This is a genomic window from Plesiomonas sp. ISS29, assembly GCF_056522795.1.
Map to the genome: position 1 here is coordinate 732,502 of NZ_JAWRZQ010000001.1, position 17,911 is coordinate 750,412.

At 50.8% G+C, this 17,911-nt stretch carries 14 protein-coding genes; 5 read left to right on the forward strand and 9 right to left on the reverse strand.

What is annotated here, in order from left to right; all coding sequences use genetic code 11:
* Positions 1-10 precede the first annotated feature (10 nt).
* The 4 genes from recG to gmk all read right to left on the reverse strand — a co-directional run bounded on the left by recG (position 11) and on the right by gmk (position 5,224).
* On the reverse strand, positions 11-2,110 hold the full coding sequence (recG, locus tag AC1HDJ_RS03175) for an ATP-dependent DNA helicase RecG (protein ID WP_479533310.1): 2,100 nt from the start codon (positions 2,108-2,110) through the stop codon (positions 11-13).
* The gene (gene spoT / locus AC1HDJ_RS03180; protein WP_479533313.1) at positions 2,110-4,236 is read right to left on the reverse strand and encodes a bifunctional GTP diphosphokinase/guanosine-3',5'-bis pyrophosphate 3'-pyrophosphohydrolase; all 2,127 of its coding nucleotides are present in this window, start codon (positions 4,234-4,236) and stop codon (positions 2,110-2,112) included. Before spoT ends, recG begins: the two co-directional genes overlap by 1 nt.
* A gap of 25 nt (positions 4,237-4,261) precedes the next feature.
* Positions 4,262-4,537: a DNA-directed RNA polymerase subunit omega gene (gene rpoZ / locus AC1HDJ_RS03185; protein WP_438622659.1), complete on the reverse strand. Its 276-nt coding sequence runs from the start codon at positions 4,535-4,537 to the stop codon at positions 4,262-4,264.
* Between the two features lie 63 nt (positions 4,538-4,600).
* Positions 4,601-5,224 (reverse strand): guanylate kinase, encoded by a 624-nt coding sequence (gmk, locus tag AC1HDJ_RS03190; RefSeq protein ID WP_438633845.1) that lies wholly within the window; start codon positions 5,222-5,224, stop codon positions 4,601-4,603.
* 447 nt (positions 5,225-5,671) lie between these two features.
* On the opposite strand from gmk, the gene AC1HDJ_RS03195 reads away from it, so the two are divergent.
* The 5 genes from AC1HDJ_RS03195 (at position 5,672) to AC1HDJ_RS03215 (ending at position 10,916) form a co-directional block, all read left to right on the forward strand.
* A complete protein-coding gene (locus tag AC1HDJ_RS03195; protein ID WP_479533316.1) occupies positions 5,672-8,125 on the forward strand; it encodes a DMSO/selenate family reductase complex A subunit in 2,454 nt (817 codons plus the stop codon).
* A 13-nt stretch (positions 8,126-8,138) separates the two neighbouring features.
* The gene (locus tag AC1HDJ_RS03200; RefSeq protein ID WP_479533318.1) at positions 8,139-8,756 is read left to right on the forward strand and encodes a DMSO/selenate family reductase complex B subunit; all 618 of its coding nucleotides are present in this window, start codon (positions 8,139-8,141) and stop codon (positions 8,754-8,756) included.
* Between the two features lies 1 nt (position 8,757).
* Positions 8,758-9,552: a dimethyl sulfoxide reductase anchor subunit family protein gene (locus AC1HDJ_RS03205; protein WP_479533320.1), complete on the forward strand. Its 795-nt coding sequence runs from the start codon at positions 8,758-8,760 to the stop codon at positions 9,550-9,552.
* A gap of 166 nt (positions 9,553-9,718) precedes the next feature.
* Positions 9,719-10,306 (forward strand): TorD/DmsD family molecular chaperone, encoded by a 588-nt coding sequence (locus AC1HDJ_RS03210; protein ID WP_479533322.1) that lies wholly within the window; start codon positions 9,719-9,721, stop codon positions 10,304-10,306.
* Positions 10,307-10,355: 49 nt separating this feature from the next.
* Positions 10,356-10,916 carry a 4Fe-4S binding protein gene (locus AC1HDJ_RS03215; RefSeq protein WP_479533324.1) on the forward strand — a complete coding sequence of 187 codons (561 nt, stop codon included), beginning with the start codon at positions 10,356-10,358 and terminating at the stop codon, positions 10,914-10,916.
* Positions 10,917-10,952: 36 nt separating this feature from the next.
* On the opposite strand, the gene AC1HDJ_RS03220 is transcribed toward AC1HDJ_RS03215, so the two are convergent.
* The 5 genes from AC1HDJ_RS03220 to AC1HDJ_RS03240 form a co-directional block, all read right to left on the reverse strand.
* Positions 10,953-11,648, reverse strand: coding sequence for a DUF2931 family protein (locus AC1HDJ_RS03220; RefSeq protein WP_479533326.1), 696 nt, complete (start codon positions 11,646-11,648; stop codon positions 10,953-10,955).
* Positions 11,648-13,810, reverse strand: coding sequence for a DUF4123 domain-containing protein (locus AC1HDJ_RS03225; RefSeq protein ID WP_479533328.1), 2,163 nt, complete (start codon positions 13,808-13,810; stop codon positions 11,648-11,650). Before AC1HDJ_RS03225 ends, AC1HDJ_RS03220 begins: the two co-directional genes overlap by 1 nt.
* Positions 13,807-15,867 carry a type VI secretion system Vgr family protein gene (locus AC1HDJ_RS03230; RefSeq protein ID WP_479533330.1) on the reverse strand — a complete coding sequence of 687 codons (2,061 nt, stop codon included), beginning with the start codon at positions 15,865-15,867 and terminating at the stop codon, positions 13,807-13,809. Before AC1HDJ_RS03230 ends, AC1HDJ_RS03225 begins: the two co-directional genes overlap by 4 nt.
* Positions 15,868-16,059: 192 nt before the next feature.
* Positions 16,060-16,578: a type VI secretion system effector Hcp1 gene (hcp1, locus tag AC1HDJ_RS03235; protein WP_438622667.1), complete on the reverse strand. Its 519-nt coding sequence runs from the start codon at positions 16,576-16,578 to the stop codon at positions 16,060-16,062.
* 395 nt (positions 16,579-16,973) lie between these two features.
* Entirely contained in the window at positions 16,974-17,837 is an 864-nt protein-coding gene (locus AC1HDJ_RS03240) for a YicC/YloC family endoribonuclease (protein ID WP_479533333.1), read from the reverse strand.
* Positions 17,838-17,911 lie beyond the last annotated feature (74 nt).

Sequence of the window (17,911 nt, forward strand, 5' to 3'; positions counted from 1 at the left end):
CGCGGGAAAATTAGGCGTTGGAGTAGTCGGTACTGTGTGCCAACCAACGGTCAATAATCGCCTGACTGTGTTGCGGATAGTGCTGATGTAGGTAGCGCGCCAGTTTTTGTATATCGGGGATCAGGTGCTGATCGCGCAGCAGATCGGCAATCCGAAAGCTCATCATGCCGGTCTGTTTAGTACCAAGCAGCTCACCCGGCCCGCGAATATCAAGATCGCGCTGGGCGATAATAAAGCCATCGTTGCTGTCGCGCAGCACTGAGAGCCGTTGCTGGGCGGTTTTACTCAGCGGCGTTTTATACAGCAGTACACAGTGTGAGGCGACAGCGCCACGGCCAACCCTCCCACGCAGTTGGTGCAGTTGTGCTAGCCCCAGACGCTCGGGGTTTTCGATAATCATCAGGCTGGCATTGGGTACATCTACCCCGACTTCAATCACGGTGGTGGCGACCAGTAAGTTGAGTGTGCCGGCTTTAAACTCTGCCATCACCGCCTGTTTTTCAGCCGCTTTCATGCGCCCGTGTACCAAACCGATGTGCAGGTGTGGCAGCTGTAAACGCAAGTCAGCGGCAGTCTCTTCTGCTGCCTGTGCTTCGAGCATGTCTGATTCATCAATCAGAGTGCAGACCCAGTATGCCTGCCGCTGCTCATTGTGACAGGCCTCGTTAACGCGGCGGATGATATCCGCCCGGCGTGTATCGGGGATCGCAACGGTAGTTACCGGCGTGCGGCCGGGTGGTAGCTCATCGATTACCGAGGTATCTAGATCTGCGTAGGCCGTCATCGCCAGTGTGCGCGGAATGGGGGTGGCGGTCATGATCAGTTGGTGCGGAGCGTAGCCGTGAATACTGCCCTTTTCCCGCAGCGTCAGCCGCTGGTGCACACCAAAACGGTGCTGCTCATCAATAATAATCAGTGCCAGATCAGAGAACGCAACACTCTGCTGAAACAGCGCATGAGTGCCGATAATCATCGCTACCTCACCCGATGCAATGGCCTGCTCTTGTGCCGCGCGCGCTTTGCCTTTTTGCTTTCCGGCCAGCCAGCCTACCTGAATACCGAGCGGGGTAAACCACTGGCGAAAGGTATTGGCGTGCTGTTCGGCTAGCAGCTCGGTTGGGGCCATCAGCGCCACTTGCTTACCGTGGCTGATGGCACGCAAGGCCGCCAGCGCTGCGACCAGTGTTTTACCCGACCCCACATCACCCTGTACTAGTCGCATCATCGGAAATGGGTTGGCCAGATCAGATTCAATTTCACTGACGACCCGCTGCTGTGCGCCGGTAGGTGAAAACGGCAACGCCTGCAGGAATGCCTGTTTGAGCGGAACTTCCTGATTGTGTGGCAAGATTTCGGGCAATGCGTAAGCAGGATGCGCCTGCGCACAGGTGCGGGCATGCAGCATGCTGAGGTTATGCGCCAGTAACTCTTCTAAAATCAGCCGTTGTTGTGCCGGATGTTTGCCCTGTTCAAGTTCGCTAAGTGCGATATCGGGCGTTGGGCGATGCAGCAGGTGCAAGGCCTGCTGGATGCTGATCTGGCGGTGATTGAGCTGTGAAGGAAGCAGTTCAGGAATGGCCAATTTATCGAGCATGGCCAGCGCCTGATCGGTCAGTTTACGCAAGCTGGCCTGTTTTAAGCCTTCAGTGGTTGGATAGACCGGTGTGAGTGTCTCTTCGGTGACAGCCTGATCGTGCTGCCCGATGGCACGGTACTCGGGGTGAATGATCTCCGGCCCGTGGACACCGGGTTTCACCTCGCCGAATACCTTGATGCGCTTGCCTTCGGTCAGGCCATTTTTCATGGCCGCCGTGAAGTGAAAAAAGCGCAGTGTTAGCGTGCCGGTACCGTCACTGATGCGGCAGGTCAGCATTCGCCGCCGACCCGCGCTGATTTCGGTTCGCAGCACCGCGCCTTCGGCGCTAGCGTGTAAACGCGGTAACAGCTGGGCAATCGGCGTGATGCGGGTACGATCTTCGTAACGCAGCGGCAGGTGAAACAGCAAATCTTGCACGCTATGCAAACCGAGTTTGTTTAAGCGTGCGGCAATACTGCTGCCGACTCCGGACAGTGCCGTTAATGGCTGACTATCAAGCTGCGAGATCCCCATCAGTTACGGTTACGGCTCACCTTGATAACATCCGGCATCACACGAATCTTACGCATAATATTGGCCAGATGTACCCGATCACGGGCGCTCAGGCGAATGAAAATATTGTACAACCGACCATCGCGCTCTTCGGTGGTCAGGTTATAAATATTGGCTTCAGCCGTGGCGATAACGGCGGTTAAATCAGCCAGTGCACCGTGGTGGTTGACCATCTCGACTTTAATTTCGGTGATAAATTCCTGTTCGAGAACGGTTTTATCCCACTCGACTGCCATGAATTTTTCCGGCTCTTTTTGGTAGCCGCGAATATTCCGACAAGACTCATGGTGGATAACCAAGCCTTTGCCGGGGCTGACATGCGCAATAATCGGATCACCCGGAATTGGTCGGCAGCATTTGGCAAAGGTGAGCAAAATACCGTCGGCCCCGCGGATCGGCAGCTTTTTATGCGTGTTTGGTTTTTCGCTACTTTCGGCAACCGGTTGAGGTTCGGTGGCTTTTTGCTGTAACCGGCGCGCAATGACCACGCTCATGGCATTGCCTAAACCGACTTCAGCAAGCAGATCATCGAGCGTATGCAGTTTCAGATCATCGAGCACGCGCTGGGTATTTTCACGGGTAATATCGGCCAGTTTTACGCCACCTAATGCGTGGTTGAGCAGACGACGGCCAAGGATCACCGAGTCATCCCGCTTGAGATTTTTTAGCATCTGGCGGATTTTGGAGCGCGCTTTTGAGCTGACGACAAAGTTGAGCCATGCCGCGTTCGGGCGGGTACCCGGTGCGGTAATAATTTCAACGGTTTGGCCGGAGCTTAGCGCCTGAGAGAGCGGGAACGGCAGGCGATCAACCCGTGAGCCGACACAGGTGTGACCAATATCGGTATGCACGGCGTAGGCAAAATCGACCGGTGTTGAGCCGGCAGGCAGCTCGACAATTCGCCCTTCTGGGGTGAAGACGTAGATCTCATCAGGGAACAGATCAGATTTTACGTTTTCAATAAATTCAAATGAGTTACCGGCACTCTGTTGCAGCTCAAGCAGGCTTTTCATCCAGCGCTGTGCCCGCAGTTGTGCGGTGCTAACGGGTTCGCCCTGTTGCTTGTAAGCCCAGTGTGCGGCAACCCCCATTTCAGCCATTTGATCCATATAATCGGTACGGATCTGCACTTCAACGGGCACGCCGTGCGGCCCGATCATTGAGGTGTGCAGTGACTGATAGCCGTTGGCTTTGGGGATGGCAATATAATCTTTTACCCGACCCGGACGCGGTTTGTACAGGCTGTGCATCTGCCCAAGCACGCGGTAACAACTGTCGACATCTTTGACTATCACGCGAAAGGCGTAGATATCCATAATGCTGTGAAATCGTTGCTCTTTGAGCCGCATTTTGTTGTAGATGGAGTACAGATGTTTTTCGCGTCCGCTGACTTTTGCAGGTAGCCCGACCTCTTTCAGACGACCATCAATTTCAGACAGGATTTTCTGGATCATCTCTTTACGGTTGCCGCGTGCGGATTTTACCACTTCTTTGAGTACACGAAAGCGGTTGGGATATAGCGCTTCAAAGCCAAGCTCTTCAAGCTCAGTTTTCAAGTGATGAATACCAAGGCGGTGTGCTAGCGGGCTGTAAATTTCGAGGGTTTCACGCGCGATACGGCGGCGTTTATCGGGGCGCAGAGAACCGAGTGTGCGCATGTTGTGCGTACGGTCGGCCAGCTTGATCAAGATGACGCGGATGTCTTGCACCATCGCCATGATCATTTTGCGGAAATTCTCGGCTTGCGCCTCTTTTTTATCGCGAAATTTGAGTTTATCGAGTTTTGATACCCCTTCAACCAGCTCGGCCACGCTTTTTCCAAAGCGCTCTTGCAGGTCTTGGTGGGTTATCTCGGTATCTTCAATAACATCATGCAGCAGCGCAGCCATAAGCGTTTCGTGGTCGAGATGCATCTCGCCCAGAATACAGGCCACAGCGACCGGATGGGTGATGTAAGGCTCTCCGCTGGAGCGGGTTTGGCCTTCGTGTGCATCACGCGCGATAATAAACGCCTGCCTGAGGCGTTCGATCTGATCCTCAGGCAGGTAGCGCTGTGCAACTTGGTACAGGCTTTCAAATAAGTACAAGGTCTAGGGCGCACTCAACAGAGAATTAACGACGGCCTTCTGCAATAGCGGCAACCGCTTGCAGTTCTGCTGCTTCTTGCTCTTGCTGCTCCTGACGCGCACGCGCATCAAGGATATCAGCATTGATCAAACCATCTTCGATCTCGCGCAGGGCGATCACGGTGTACTTGTCGTTCTCTTCTGGTACTAAAGGATCTTTACCTTGAGTTTGCATCTGACGCGCACGACGTGCAGCGACCAGTACCAGGTCAAAACGGTTACCAACTTTCTCAACGGCGTCTTGTACGGTTACGCGGGCCATGAATGACTCCAATGGATCCAATAGGGAAAAGACAAATGACTAGAAATAATACTCAATCCGAGCTTACTCTGCCAACAATTTGCTGATCATCGCAGAATGACGCAGGGTTTGTCGCTCCTGCTTTAGGCGTTCAGCGCGAATAATGTTCTTTAAATCAACCAGTGCTTGATCGAAATCGTCATTAATAATTAAGTAATCATACTCATTATAGTGTGACATTTCGCTGACTGCTTTTGCCATGCGTTTGGCAATGACATCACTGCTGTCTTGGCCGCGGCCACACAGGCGGCGCTCTAACTCTTCACGCGAAGGCGGAAGAATAAAGATGCTGCGTGCATGTGGCATCAGCTGGCGCACTTGTGCCGCACCTTGCCAGTCGATATCTAAAAAAACATCAATCCCCTGATTGAGCACTTTCTCAATCGTTGGGCGTGATGTGCCGTAGTAGTTTCCGAACACTTCGGCGTACTCTAAAAATGCACTTTCACCAATCAGCGCGGTAAATTCAGCCACAGTCACAAAGTGGTAGTGTTCGCCGTTGTTTTCACCCGGACGCGGATCGCGGGTGGTATGCGAAACAGAAACCTGCATGTCATAGGTAGGGTGAGTTTTCAGTAATGCATTGATTAAACTAGATTTACCCGCACCGCTGGGTGCAGAGATAATATAGAGTGTACCTTTTGGCATAGTGTTGTTATCCGGTTACTGGCTGTGCGGCTGCCTGTAAATGGGCAAGAGATCATCGTTATGGCTGGGCGTTTTATCTGCGCGATGGCGATCTTGCGAGATAGCGCCTTCGTATCGGTAAAACGGTGCTTTTGTTTTACGGCTGTTTACTACTGGCTGTTTTACCACAGTGAACAGGTAAACGATCATTTTAGCTGATTTTATTTGCGCTGTCGTTAACGGCGGCGCAATGCGTTAGGTAATCTGGTCAGCCATGCGGCGGTGTGGGCGGCGATGCTGCTTTGCATCCCCCAATAAAAAGGTATTTTTGGATAACGAAAATATGTAACTGAATGTTGTGTGTGTAAAACAGAAGTAACAAAGAGTGTGCGTAGCTTGATGGAGATCATGGGCATCTACTACTAAGTAGTTAACACTTGCTTGCATCATAATAATGCGAGCAATGTCATGACCCTTAAAAAATCGATAATTTCGCGCTTGATGAGCCGCCGAACCTTTGTACAGGGGTCTGCGGCAGTCACCGGTGCTGCTGCCGTTGCCAGCGCAATGAGTCTGCCGTTTCGTGCTCAGGCGGCGACCGAAAATTCCCCCGCAGCGGCAACCGCCGCTGATGAAGTAATTCGCTACAGTGCTTGTTTGGTGAACTGCGGCAGCCGTTGCCCATTAAAGGTGCATGTGAAAGACGGTGTGGCGGTTAAAATTTCCCCCGAAGACGGTATTGATGAGGCGGTGTTTGGCCAACATCAGATCCGCCCTTGTCTGCGTGGCCGCTCCGCGCGCTGGCGCACCTATAACCCAGACCGTTTAAAGTACCCAATGTTGCGTGTTGGCAAGCGCGGAGAGGGAAAATTTAAGCGCATTAGTTGGGATGAAGCCACCACGATTGTGGCCAACCAACTTACTCGTGTTATTGAAACGTACGGTAATGAAGCAATTTATTATCAATATGGTTCGGGTACTACGGGGGCCAATTTACAGGGGCGCAATACCTGTAAGCGGTTACTCAGTGCAGCCGGTGGCTTTTTGGATATGCACGGCACGTATTCTGAGTGCCAAATTAACAGTATTCAGCCGTATGTGTTTGGGCAGGCGGGGAATATCTACGGAACAGAGCAGCAAACGCTGTTTTCAGAGATCAAAAATTCTGATCTGGTGGTGATGTTCGGGCAGAATTTGGCCGAAACCCGCATGTCTGGCGGTGGCCAGATTGCTGAGATTTACCATGCAATAGCGCAGAGCAATCCGAGGGTGATTATTATTGATCCGCGCCGCACTGACAGTATTACGGCATTTGATGCTGAGTGGATCCCGATTCGCCCGGGTACGGATGCGGCGTTGGTGGCGGGCATGGTGCATACGTTAATCACTGAAAAGCTGATTGATGAGGCGATGCTGGCCAAATATACCTTGGGTTGGGATGATGCTTCACTGCCGGCATCGGCTGAGCCAAACGGTTCGTATAAATCCTATATTTTGGGATTAGGAGCAGATAAAACCGCGAAAACACCGGCATGGGCCAGTGAGCTGACCGGTATTCCTGCCACAAGAATTAAGCAGTTAGCCCGTGAAATTGCCGGTGCGAATGCTGCGTGGATTTCACAAGGCTGGGGTGTGCAGCGCTCACACAATGGCGAGCATGCTGCACGGGCGATTATGATGCTGCCGGTGCTGACGGGGCAGTTTGGTCGTCCGGGAACTAACATCGGAACATGGGGCGGCAGTGTGACGTATCCTGTTCCGGGCTTGGCGTTAGCAAATCCGGTAAAAGTATCGATTCCGTGCTTTTTGTGGACAGATGCGATTGTGCGCGGCACAGAGATGACGGCGATCCATGATTTTGTGAAAGGCCGTGATCAGCTAAAAACCAACATTAAGTTTTTGTGGAATTACGCCAGTAATGTCACGGCGAATCAGCACTCTGATTTGAATACTACGCAGAAGATTTTACAAGATGAGTCGCTGTGCGAGTTTATTCTGGTGTGGGATAACCACATGACACCGACTGCAAAATTTGCAGATTTGCTGCTGCCGGATGTTTCGACATTAGAGTCAGATGATTTAATCAATAATTCATATCAGTCGGGTGCTTATCACTATGTGGTTCGGTTGCAGCAGGCTATTGAACCGATGTGGGAGAACCGTGCTACCTATGATGTGCTGGCTGAAATTGCCGCTAAAATGGGGCTAAAACAGCAGTTTACGGAAGGGAAAACCTACCAAGACTGGATTAAATCCTCTTACAACAAAATGCGCGAAACCGAGACACATTTGCCACCGTTTGAACAAACTGACGGTATGGGCATTATTGACCGCCGAGTGGCAAAAAGTGAAGAGCACATCGCGTTAAAAGATTTCCGCACTGATCCACTGGCGAACCCGCTCAAAACACCGTCGGGCAAAATTGAGATCTATTCGGCAGCGCTTGATGCACTGGCGAAAACCCGCCCGTTGCCACAAGGTGACAAGATTATTCCGCTGCCTGAGTACTATCCGGCCGTTGAGGGGATACAAGATACCCAAACACTGGCTCAGTACCCGATTCAGTTGATCGGTTTTCATACCAAAGGGCATTGTCATTCGACCTATCCTTCCGTGTTACAACTGCGCGAAGCCGTACCCGATGAATTGTGGATGAATCCGCTGGATGCTGCAGCTCGTGGTCTGGCTTCCGGTGATGTGGCTGAGGTGTACAACAGCCGCGGTAAAATGCGGATGCCGGTGAAGGTGACGGCACGAATTATGCCGGGTGTTGCCGCTGCGCCGGAAGGGGCGTGGTCGGTGACCGATAAGCAGGGCGTGGATGTTGGCGGGTGTATCAACCGTTTAACCTCGTTGCGCCCGACTGCATTGGGCAAAGGCAACCCGCAGCACACCAATCTTGTTGAAATTAAGCCGGTATAAGGGGCGTTAACTCATGACTCAATATGGATTCTATGTCAACTCCGCAAAATGCACCGGCTGTAAAACCTGCCAAGTGAGCTGTAAAGATGAGAAAGATCTGGGTATCGGCCCAAAATTTCGCCGGGTGTATGAGTACGGCGGCGGTAGCTGGGTAAAACAGGGTTCGGCGTGGAAACCGGATGTGTTCAATTACTATCTGTCGATTGCTTGCAACCACTGCTCTGAGCCTACCTGTGTGGCGGGTTGCCCAACGGGGGCGATGCACAAGCGGGCGGAAGATGGTTTGGTGGTGGTGAATCAGGATGTCTGTGTCGGTTGCCGCTATTGCGAGATGCGCTGCCCGTACGGTGCACCACAGTTTGATGCGCAAAAAAAGGTGATGAGCAAGTGTGATGGCTGTTATCAACGGGTTGCGCAAGGGCTGATGCCAGTTTGTGTGGGATCATGCCCGCAGCGGGCGCTCGATTTTGGTGATATTGAGCTGCTGCGCCAGAAGTACGGCACGCAAAATGCGATTGCGCCGTTGCCTGATCCTATGCTGACCAAGCCTAATCTGATTATTAAACCTCATCCTGATGCGCGCCCATCAGGGGATACCACCGGTGCTGTGCAGAATAAGGGAGAGGTTTAAAATGCATGAACTTCCGTTAGTTTTTTTTACCGTATTTGGCCAAACGGCAGCCGGTTTACTGTTGTGCCTGTTTATTAGTGTTGCTTTGGGGCTGACATCAGCAGCACAGGCAGCGCATGCCCGTATTGGTGCACTGGTGTTGTTGGTCATTGGGTCAGCAATTGGTGGTTTGCATATGGGGCAACCACTGCGCGCGCTGAACCTGCTGGCCGGTGCGGTTCGCTCACCGATGAGTAATGAGATTATTTTGAGCGGCTTCTTTTTAGGTGCGGCAGCACTGAGTGTGCTGCTTGACTGGCGCGGTGTGGGGCAACAGCTGTTCGGCAAGCTGGTACATACGGCGGCTGTGCTGCTGGGGCTGATGTTTGTCGGGTCAATTCCGCAGGTGTATCAGCTGGATACTATCAGCGCATGGGCCAGCCCGTATACCTCACTGCATATGTTGCTGACTGTGCTGGCCGCTGGGGGGATCTGTGCAGCGCTGCTCGGTGCTCGCCGTGTGGGGGCGCTGGCTTGCTTGACCGGAGTGGCAGGAACTGTGCTGAGTAAAACCGGCTATATCGGTTTTCTGACCGCGACATCGCCGCTGCTGGCTGCGCAACAACACAGCTGGTGGATGGGGCAGAGTGCGGCGCTGCTGATTGGTGGCGGGATCTGTCTGGTACTGCTGTGCCAGCCCAAAGCTGCACTGACATCGCGTTCAACTCCGCTGTTGGCTGCGGGCGCGCTGATTATGCTTGCGGGCGAACTGGCTGGCCGCATCGCCTTCTATAATCTGTGGGCGATTGGCATGTAAGTATGGGTGAGTAAATGCGGGTAGTCGAGCCTGTATGTAAGTATTGTTATGTAAGTATCGTGATGTAAGTATCGTGATGTAAGTTGTGTGATGCGTATGCCGGGGTAGGTCAGTGCTGCCCCGGTATGGCTCTGCATCCCCCATAAGTTTATTTTTTTCAGGATAGATGATGATTGCTGTGGTTTCCCGCATTTTAGGTGGCTTGCTTTATTACCCGCCTGATTCAGAACAGGCTGCGCCATTGCTGGCTGCGTTGCCAGAGCTTCCGACCCTGTTTAGCTGGCCAGAGCCTGCGCAGATTGGAGCGTGGTGCGCCCAGCTTGCGGTTGCCGAGCCAGATTTGCGCTACCACTTTTCGGTGCTGTTTGAAGGGCAGGGTGAGATGCCAGCACCGCCGTGGGGCTCGGTGTATCAGGATCAGGATAATCTGCTACTGGCAGAGTCAGCACAGCGTTACCGTGCCTTTTTAGCCCAGCAGAATATCTGTTTTGACAGCGGGTTAAATGAGCCGGAAGACCAGATTGGCCTGATGTTACTGGCTCTGGCCTATTTGCTGGAGCAGGGCCATGACAGTGCGGTAATAACACTGCTTGAAGAGCATTTATTGCCGTGGAGCGCGCGTTATGTGCAACGGTTGAGTGCGGCTGAATATGGCCATTTTTACCCGACGCTGGGTAGGGTATTAGGCTGTTTTTTACAGACTTTAACCGCAGAACTGGAGCTGACTCCGCTTAGTGTTCGCCTGCATTGTTAACCCTTGCATACTGTTGAAATATCAAAAGAAGAGTACAACAAAATCTGTTATGAGAGATGCGCGTTACTATCAGGCTTATATGGAGCACCGCACGGTCAGCCGCCGTGGTCTGCTGCGCGGGCTGTTTTCCGGTATCAAGCAGGCTGGTGAACCGCGCGCCGAAATACAGGCTACCGCGTTGCCGGCAAAGGTGATCCGCCCGCCGTATGCGCGTGAGGAAGCCTTGTTTGTGATGTTGTGCTCAACAGAGTGCAATGCCTGTCAGTCGGCTTGCCCTGAGGGGTTGATTCAGTCTGAACAAGGGCTGCCGGTACTTGATTTTACCGCTACATGTTGCAGCCGTTGTCAGCAGTGCGCCAAGGCTTGCCCGAGTGGTGCACTGGCGCTGTTACAACCTCATTCGCCATTGAATATACAGGCTAAACCTGTGTTGCAGCATACCTGCCACAATACCCTCAGCACTTGCCAGCAGTGTGCTGATAGCTGCACGGTTGATGCGCTTATCTGGCAGGCGGGTCTACCGCCACAGATTAACCATCAGCAGTGTGATGGGTGCGGTGCTTGTGCGTTCGCTTGCCATGTGAATGCATTGCAGATGTTGGTCTGCTAGCGTTTTATGCTGTTACTGCTTGGTAGAAGATAAGTATCATCTAATCGGCTCTTGGTCAGTTCTGGGCTGCTTGGCACGATAGGCATCCATGATAGGGGCCCATTGCATACCGAGTGGGATGGGGTGTTGGCGATAGATTTCGTTGTAATCTTTGTCGTATCTGGCCCAAGCATTTTTAAATTGGCTGGAGAGTGGAAATCGTTGATCAAAGGGATCATCCATGACTTCTTTTGCCAACCCTCTGGCTAATAGGATATCTGGTTTGACATAGGCATCTCTGAGTAAAACCTCTACATACCCTCCGGTAGCTAAACCTAGGCCGATCGTTCGACGCGGCTCTTCTCGCCATTGATTACCCACTTTTAAACGATAGTGCTGAGTCATTTGAGTGGCTAAGTTTTTGGGTAGATCTAGCGTAATGCTATAGCGCTTCTTGTCATGAAATGAAATCCATTCAATTTCGACTTGATCAGGTATGGGATGATTGTATAACCCTCGTCCAGCACCTAGACGCCAACGATAGTCTTTTGTTTTTAAAGCATTAGGCCCGACAAAACCGGTCGAGCCATTAGATGAACTATGTATTGGCCTACTTTCGCGATAGAAACAAGCTTTGGTATGCCAAATTTCATCAGCATTTGAGCCTACGGTATAGCGCCAATCTATTGTCTGAGGGGATGATTGACATGCTGTTATTACAGGTAATAACAGCAATAAAAGAAGCCTGTGCATTAATAACCTCCTTGTTGATTGCTTGTGAACTGGCGCACCTCTTTACCGTCCACGGTGTTGGGTGTATTAACTAACCCGGTATCGGCGCTATAGTGCAAATAAGCTAACCGTAGTTTTTGATACAGATTAGAAGGTAGGGTTTGAGCAAGATTAACGACTTCCTTACGGCGTTTTGCTGCATGTACCCACTGCTTGTCGAGTGCAGCGAGATCTACCTCGGGATAGGAAATGGCGCTATTGAACATTAAATCTCGCCGACTTGAATCCCATTCAATAAATGGCACTCCCATATCCCGTGCAGCTTCTACCATCATGTGTAGCGGTATGCGTGAATACTGGCCCTCAACAACCCGATGCAGCACTACATCCACTGTCATTTTCTGCTCTGATGCATCTTTACCTATGGTGGAAAGACGACGAGGACGTACATTTAGATATCCAGATACTGTAGGATTATTATGCGTTTGGAGTAACTTGATGCCCTTAGCCCATCCCTGTTCTGCGCGCATTAGAGCATAGGTTGTGGCAGCACTATATGCTTGCGAATGAGATATTTTGCTGTGAATCGACTCATCGGAGCGAAAAGTGGCGATCACGGTATTTTCGGTAATCACGGGTGACGCATAGTTAGGGTCGCGTAGGCTCCAGCGGCTGTAGTAACCACCACCAATATCGGAGTGAGCACCAGGAATAATCACTTCGGTAAAATTGGCGGGAAGATCGATATTATTATCTTTGATTCGGGTCAGAGCAAAATGTTTACGCCATTCATCGGCAGCGATAATATGTACTACCCGCTCAGCACAATTGGATGTCAGAGTCACATTACGCTTACCCCATACTTTGGAGCTGACTACAGTATCAAGCAGGCCGATAAACTGAAAACGCACATCGGTGTGACTGGCCCAGTTAAAATCAGTTTTGAGCCGGATAGAAGGATCATTGGCTATTGCTGTCACCAGAGGATGATCCGCTTTTTGATCTATACGATTGATAAACTGGCGAGCGGCAGAAGCCCCTCGGCTAAAGCCAAAGACATCAAACTCGATCTTCTGAATATACTCAATACTTGGCAATAAATCATTCAGTTGCTCTTGGAGTGCCTCAACAATACGGAATTTACACACCTCCTCTACACGAGCCTCACTAGACGTATCTCCTTTATCAAATCCTAACCCTATAGTTGTGTCCTCTTGCCCGCGTGTAGTGCCAATTCCATCAACATATACTTTAGTTATCAGTTCATTTTCTGTTGGCAATCGATATAAGTCATAGGCTTTGCCAATGTTGGTGATATCATTTTTCTCGCTATTGTTTAATGTTTTTGGTAATTCCCCGTTGAGACATTGCTCAATCAATTTATCCTGTTCTTGCTGATTATCACATTGAGCAAGAAATGCCTCTATTGAGGTTTTTCCCACTAAATGCATAAAGGTATTATTCCCCGTTCCATCAAAAAATACCCCAATACGCAGAGTACCCAGCTGATAGCCTTTTACCTCAATGACATAAGAGTTATTAGTGATAAAACGGGGTACTTGAGCTTCTCCGGCGTTGTGCCCTTTAGGTAGCGCTTGTTCAGGTTGAGAAAGGCAGAGATCGCCTGTGGTAACTTTACAATGCTCGCGCTTGATGCCGGTGTACCCTGATAATCGGTTAGTGTAGGCAGGAACTTGGCTGGTTTGTCCTTCTTTTAATATTTCGCGCGATTGTGCAGCTTTTAGCCATGATTGCGTCTCTAACTTGACAGTTACAGGCCCAACTGCAAACCCTCGTACCAGTATAGGGCGGTCTGTTAGTGTTACCGTTTTTGGAAAGAGCCGTGGGTCGGCATAACGTAGCCACATCACCTCACCGTCTCGGGCGACTTCAATCAGACTTTGCCAGTGCTGACATACCGTTTCTACCGTTGCATTGCTGGTGACATAAAAACCACTGAGCGGCAAAGCGTTATCAACAAAATCGGCAGAGGGAAAGGGTAACAGCCAAGGGCCTTGCTCTGCGTGATCAGCAAACTCGGTGGTGGCGAACAGCGGGTAGGCATCTTCCCCGCCGGTATCGTAAAAACGTGCGATAGCCGTGGTATCAAGTGTGGCATCAATAATTGCAAATAACTTGCCTTGTAGCAGATTGCGCCATGAATCAAAAGTATCAACAGTCATGCTTTACTCCTTTTAGGAGCTTGTGAGCATGGTTTAACCAGTGGAGCGATTGACTCCATGCTCTTTTGCATCGCCGGTGCTGGGATAGTGGCAGGAGGTAATGTTGGCATGGCCACGTTGCCGGGTAGTGTCGGCATTTGGCCAGACCAACCAGAACCCACACCGGCATGGCCGCCGGAGTTCATCTTGATGGTTGGACCGCTAATGGTGACACCCTCGGCATCAATTTTGACAAAACTTCCGCCGACTTTGACGGTGATCTCTGAACCGGCTTCCAGCACGATTTTGGCACCGGATTTAATGTGCACTTCGTGTCCGGCCTGCATCAGCAGTGATTGCCCGAGTTTCTGATGCATTGTTTTATCCACCGTCAGTGAATAATCAGCCTTGATGTGCTCACGTTTTTCACTGTTAATGGTCAGATGATCACTGGCTTTGATACGGGTGAATCGCGAGTTATCAATATCAGTGTGTTGATCGTGTTTGATGTGCCATGCAGCATCGTGCTGGATCAGTAAGTTCAGATCTTTTTGCCCGTGAAGGTAAATCTCCTCTTGGCCGGCCTGATCGTCAAAACGCAGCTCATTAAAGCCTTGCCCCTGATGGGTTTCCGTGCGCAGCACTGTTCGGGTTTTGTGGGCAGGCAGATCATAAGGCGGGCGGTTGGTGGCGTGATAAGTGCGCCCGGTGACCACAGGCTGGTCGGGGTCACCTTCCAGAAAACTGACAATAACCTCATGGCCCACCCGCGGAACGGTGATCATGCCGTATTGTCCGCCAGCCCAGCCTTGTGATACCCGTATCCAGCATGAACTTTGATCATTGCTTGCGCCGTATCTATCCCACGGGAATTGCAGTTTTACCCGCCCGTGCTCATCGCAGTAAATCTCTTCCCCTTGTGGCCCGACAACGGTGGCAATTTGTGGGCCATCGACTTTCGGTTTATACGGCATTAATGCGCGCCACGGTGTTTGCGCTTTTATCACATGAAAGGTGTTGTAATACACCGTTGGGCCGCTGCCGCCTTCCTCTTCTAACGCTTGCGGCTGTTTACCGGTATGGGTAATGCGCACCACTTGCCAATCAGTATTTAGGTTACGGCTTGGGTGTTCGCTTAAGGTAAATATCAGCCCCGGCATTAACTCAGGCGCATTGGCCTGACCTTCAGCGGTTGCTGCATCAGCACGCAATGCATCAAGACGATAGGCGGTGAAGGCTTGGCCGCTTGGGTTTTGTTTAAATCGACCCGGAAAATCAAAATGCTGATAGTTATTGTTTGGATAGTTATTGTTCGAATAGTTATCGCGCTGATGTTGCAATATTGGGCTTTGTTTGCTGTGTGATAGAGCGTAATTCGGTGTTTTAAAACTGTAATCTTTCAGTGTAACGTCGGCAGTACGAACACTTTCGGCATAGCTAAAACGGCGAACAAAAGGGCCATGCTGTAGGCTTTGATTAGCAGGATTAAAAAACAGATCCGGCCCTTGTTGTAACGCCGTTGTATTGTCAGAAAATACAACGCGGTGTGTATTTTTTTCAAATTCGTGATAATAGAAGATGCCCTCTTCGGCAGCCAGACGCTGAATAAAAGCAAGGTCACTCTCACGATACTGTACACAGTACTCTCGCTGTGCATGCTGATCTTTTAGCGCAAAGGCATAATCAGTAATCCCAGCTTCTTGCAGCAAAATGCTGATAATCTGCTGTGGCGTTTGCTGCTGAAAAATCCGGGCATTGTGGCGTAAAGAGAGCCGCCACAGTGCAGGTTGTACTTGCAGCGAGTAACGGGTACGCCGAAAGCCGGTTTCCCCTTGTGAGAATTGGTTGGCAATGCCACTGATACGGCGTTGCAGAGCACCATTAAACCAAATCAGCAGCTCACAGGGCTTTTCGAGTACTGCTGCAAAATCAATATCGGGCTGTAAACTTGCCAGCTCAAGATTGAGTATAAATAGGCTACTCAGCGCTTCATGCAGTGAAAACTCGGCCACTGCAAATGTGCTTTCCGGCAGTGCGCCAACAGTCAGGGTAAACTGTAGCCCCGTTTGATTAGCCATTCATCTCTCCTTGATGATGCTTTGCCATACTTCCGGCCGTGCCGTTACATCGCAACGTAAAAAGCTCCAGTCGCCAGCAGCGGCCGAAGCGATGTTGTGACAACCGATAGCGGTTGCCCGTAATAACGCATTTCTGAGGCAACATATCCCTATATGCTGGGGGATGAGAGCCACGGTGTTGAATGGATGTGATTAGGCTTCGATAGGTGCACGCCAGTCATCAGCACCGGATGTTCCGGCTACGGTATGTTCCCAGTCAATTTTACGGTAGGCCATTGAGACCTGAATCAGCTGGGTAAAATCAGACTTAATTGGGTCTTGGCAGTGCGGCATCTGGCAGTCAATATCAACGATGGTGGCATCAGTCAGCAAAGTAGAGAAGAAATGTTCTTGCTTGCCTTCTACCGAGGTGCGATACCATTTTAAGGTCACTTTCGGCAGCATTTCGCCTGATGCCAGCGCGTTATACATCAGCGGAACGGCTTTATTGAGCGCCACGGTGAACTGAAATGGTTTGTGGACACGTTGCCCTGCCGGCTGGCCTGATTGTGGATCTGTCGGCACAGTAACAATGTGTTTGAACTCTTGTACCAGCATTTCGTCTTCGTGCCCTTGCACGAAAATATTACCGACCGAGTCAGCCGTAAAAGCACCGGCGGTGATGTTGCCCTGCGTTTTTCCATCGATAGAGATATAACATGGGGTTGGCATGGGTGGTTCTCCTGTTATAAAAGGGGTTCATTCCAACAAGAGAGGGCAACTTTGATGCCAACCTGTAATTTCTTTATAAATCAGGTTGTTATGATTTGTATGGCTTGCTCATGTGGCTTTTTTCAGCAAGAGTTTGCGTAAACAGTGCAGATCAACCTGCAAAAGTTGCGTATACAGTGATATGTGCTAAAAAATGAGCAAAACTCTGCGTGGGTAGGGGGTTGTGTGGTTTTTAAAGTAAGACTGTTTAGAGGATTATGCAGAGGCCTAGTCACCACGTTAGTCACCATTTATCACCAAACTATAGCAACAGCCACCGAACCACATAAAACAAAAATCCCCACAAATGTGAGGATTTTCAATAAGTTTAAAGCAGTACTAAACCGTGTAAAACATCATTCAATATTCTGAATCTGCTCACGCATTTGTTCAATCAGCACTTTCAGTTCAATACCGCTGGCGGTGACCTCTGCATTGATTGATTTTGATGCTAGCGTGTTTGCTTCACGGTTAAACTCTTGCATCATAAAATCTAAACGGCGGCCAACGGCTTCGTTCTTTTTCAAAATGGCGTGTGTCTCTTTGACGTGCGCGCCCAGACGATCGAGCTCTTCGGCCACGTCTAAACGCTGTGCCAGCAAGACCAGCTCTTGTTCAAGGCGGTTGCTGTCAACTTGCACCTGTGCCTCTTCCATTTTGGCGATCAGCTTGTCGCGCTGCCACTGTAAAATCTCTGGCATGTGAAGTTTTACTTTTTCAGCTTGCTCCTGCACGCCCTGCAAACGCTGTTCAATCAGCACTTTCAGTGCAGCACCTTCGCGTTCACGGGCGGCCACAAACTCGTTCATCGCCAGCTCAAAGCCCTGCATCAACTCTGTAGAGATAGCATCTAAGTCTTGCTCGGCGGCGGCAATCACCCCCGGCCAGCGTAGCACTTCCAGCGGGTTAATCTCGCCTTCGCCGCTGGTCTGTTTTACCCACTGAGCCGCAGCTAACAACTGGCGCGCCAGATCTTCATTCACACTCAGCGTACTTTGTGCCGTTGGGTTGGCTTCAAAACGCAGCGCGCATTCAACTTTACCGCGGGTTAAACGGTGACGAATACGCTCACGCAGTACCGGCTCAAGTGAGCGGAACTGCTCGGGTAAGCGCAGGTAAGTCTCGAGATAACGTTGGTTAACTGAACGGATTTCCCAAGCGGCGGTGCCCCAATCGCCCTTAATTTCTTGGCGGGCGAAAGCTGTCATACTACGGATCATGCGCGTGCGTCTCGTAATGAGTATTAATGTGAGACGATTATAACGCAGCTGAGTGTCTCTAGTCAGTGCAATCT

What these genes read in the sequence shown, in the direction of transcription:
- recG (WP_479533310.1), bottom strand. Translation starts at nt 2,110, where the DNA reads ATGGGGATCTCGCAGCTTGATAGTCAGCCATTAACGGCACTGTCCGGA.
- rpoZ (WP_438622659.1), bottom strand. Translation starts at nt 4,537, where the DNA reads ATGGCCCGCGTAACCGTACAAGACGCCGTTGAGAAAGTTGGTAACCGT.
- gmk (WP_438633845.1), bottom strand. Translation starts at nt 5,224, where the DNA reads ATGCCAAAAGGTACACTCTATATTATCTCTGCACCCAGCGGTGCGGGT.
- AC1HDJ_RS03195 (WP_479533316.1), top strand. Translation starts at nt 5,672, where the DNA reads ATGACCCTTAAAAAATCGATAATTTCGCGCTTGATGAGCCGCCGAACC.
- AC1HDJ_RS03200 (WP_479533318.1), top strand. Translation starts at nt 8,139, where the DNA reads ATGACTCAATATGGATTCTATGTCAACTCCGCAAAATGCACCGGCTGT.
- AC1HDJ_RS03205 (WP_479533320.1), top strand. Translation starts at nt 8,758, where the DNA reads ATGCATGAACTTCCGTTAGTTTTTTTTACCGTATTTGGCCAAACGGCA.
- AC1HDJ_RS03210 (WP_479533322.1), top strand. Translation starts at nt 9,719, where the DNA reads ATGATGATTGCTGTGGTTTCCCGCATTTTAGGTGGCTTGCTTTATTAC.
- AC1HDJ_RS03215 (WP_479533324.1), top strand. Translation starts at nt 10,356, where the DNA reads ATGAGAGATGCGCGTTACTATCAGGCTTATATGGAGCACCGCACGGTC.
- AC1HDJ_RS03220 (WP_479533326.1), bottom strand. Translation starts at nt 11,648, where the DNA reads ATGCACAGGCTTCTTTTATTGCTGTTATTACCTGTAATAACAGCATGT.
- AC1HDJ_RS03225 (WP_479533328.1), bottom strand. Translation starts at nt 13,810, where the DNA reads ATGACTGTTGATACTTTTGATTCATGGCGCAATCTGCTACAAGGCAAG.
- AC1HDJ_RS03230 (WP_479533330.1), bottom strand. Translation starts at nt 15,867, where the DNA reads ATGGCTAATCAAACGGGGCTACAGTTTACCCTGACTGTTGGCGCACTG.
- hcp1 (WP_438622667.1), bottom strand. Translation starts at nt 16,578, where the DNA reads ATGCCAACCCCATGTTATATCTCTATCGATGGAAAAACGCAGGGCAAC.
- AC1HDJ_RS03240 (WP_479533333.1), bottom strand. Translation starts at nt 17,837, where the DNA reads ATGATCCGTAGTATGACAGCTTTCGCCCGCCAAGAAATTAAGGGCGAT.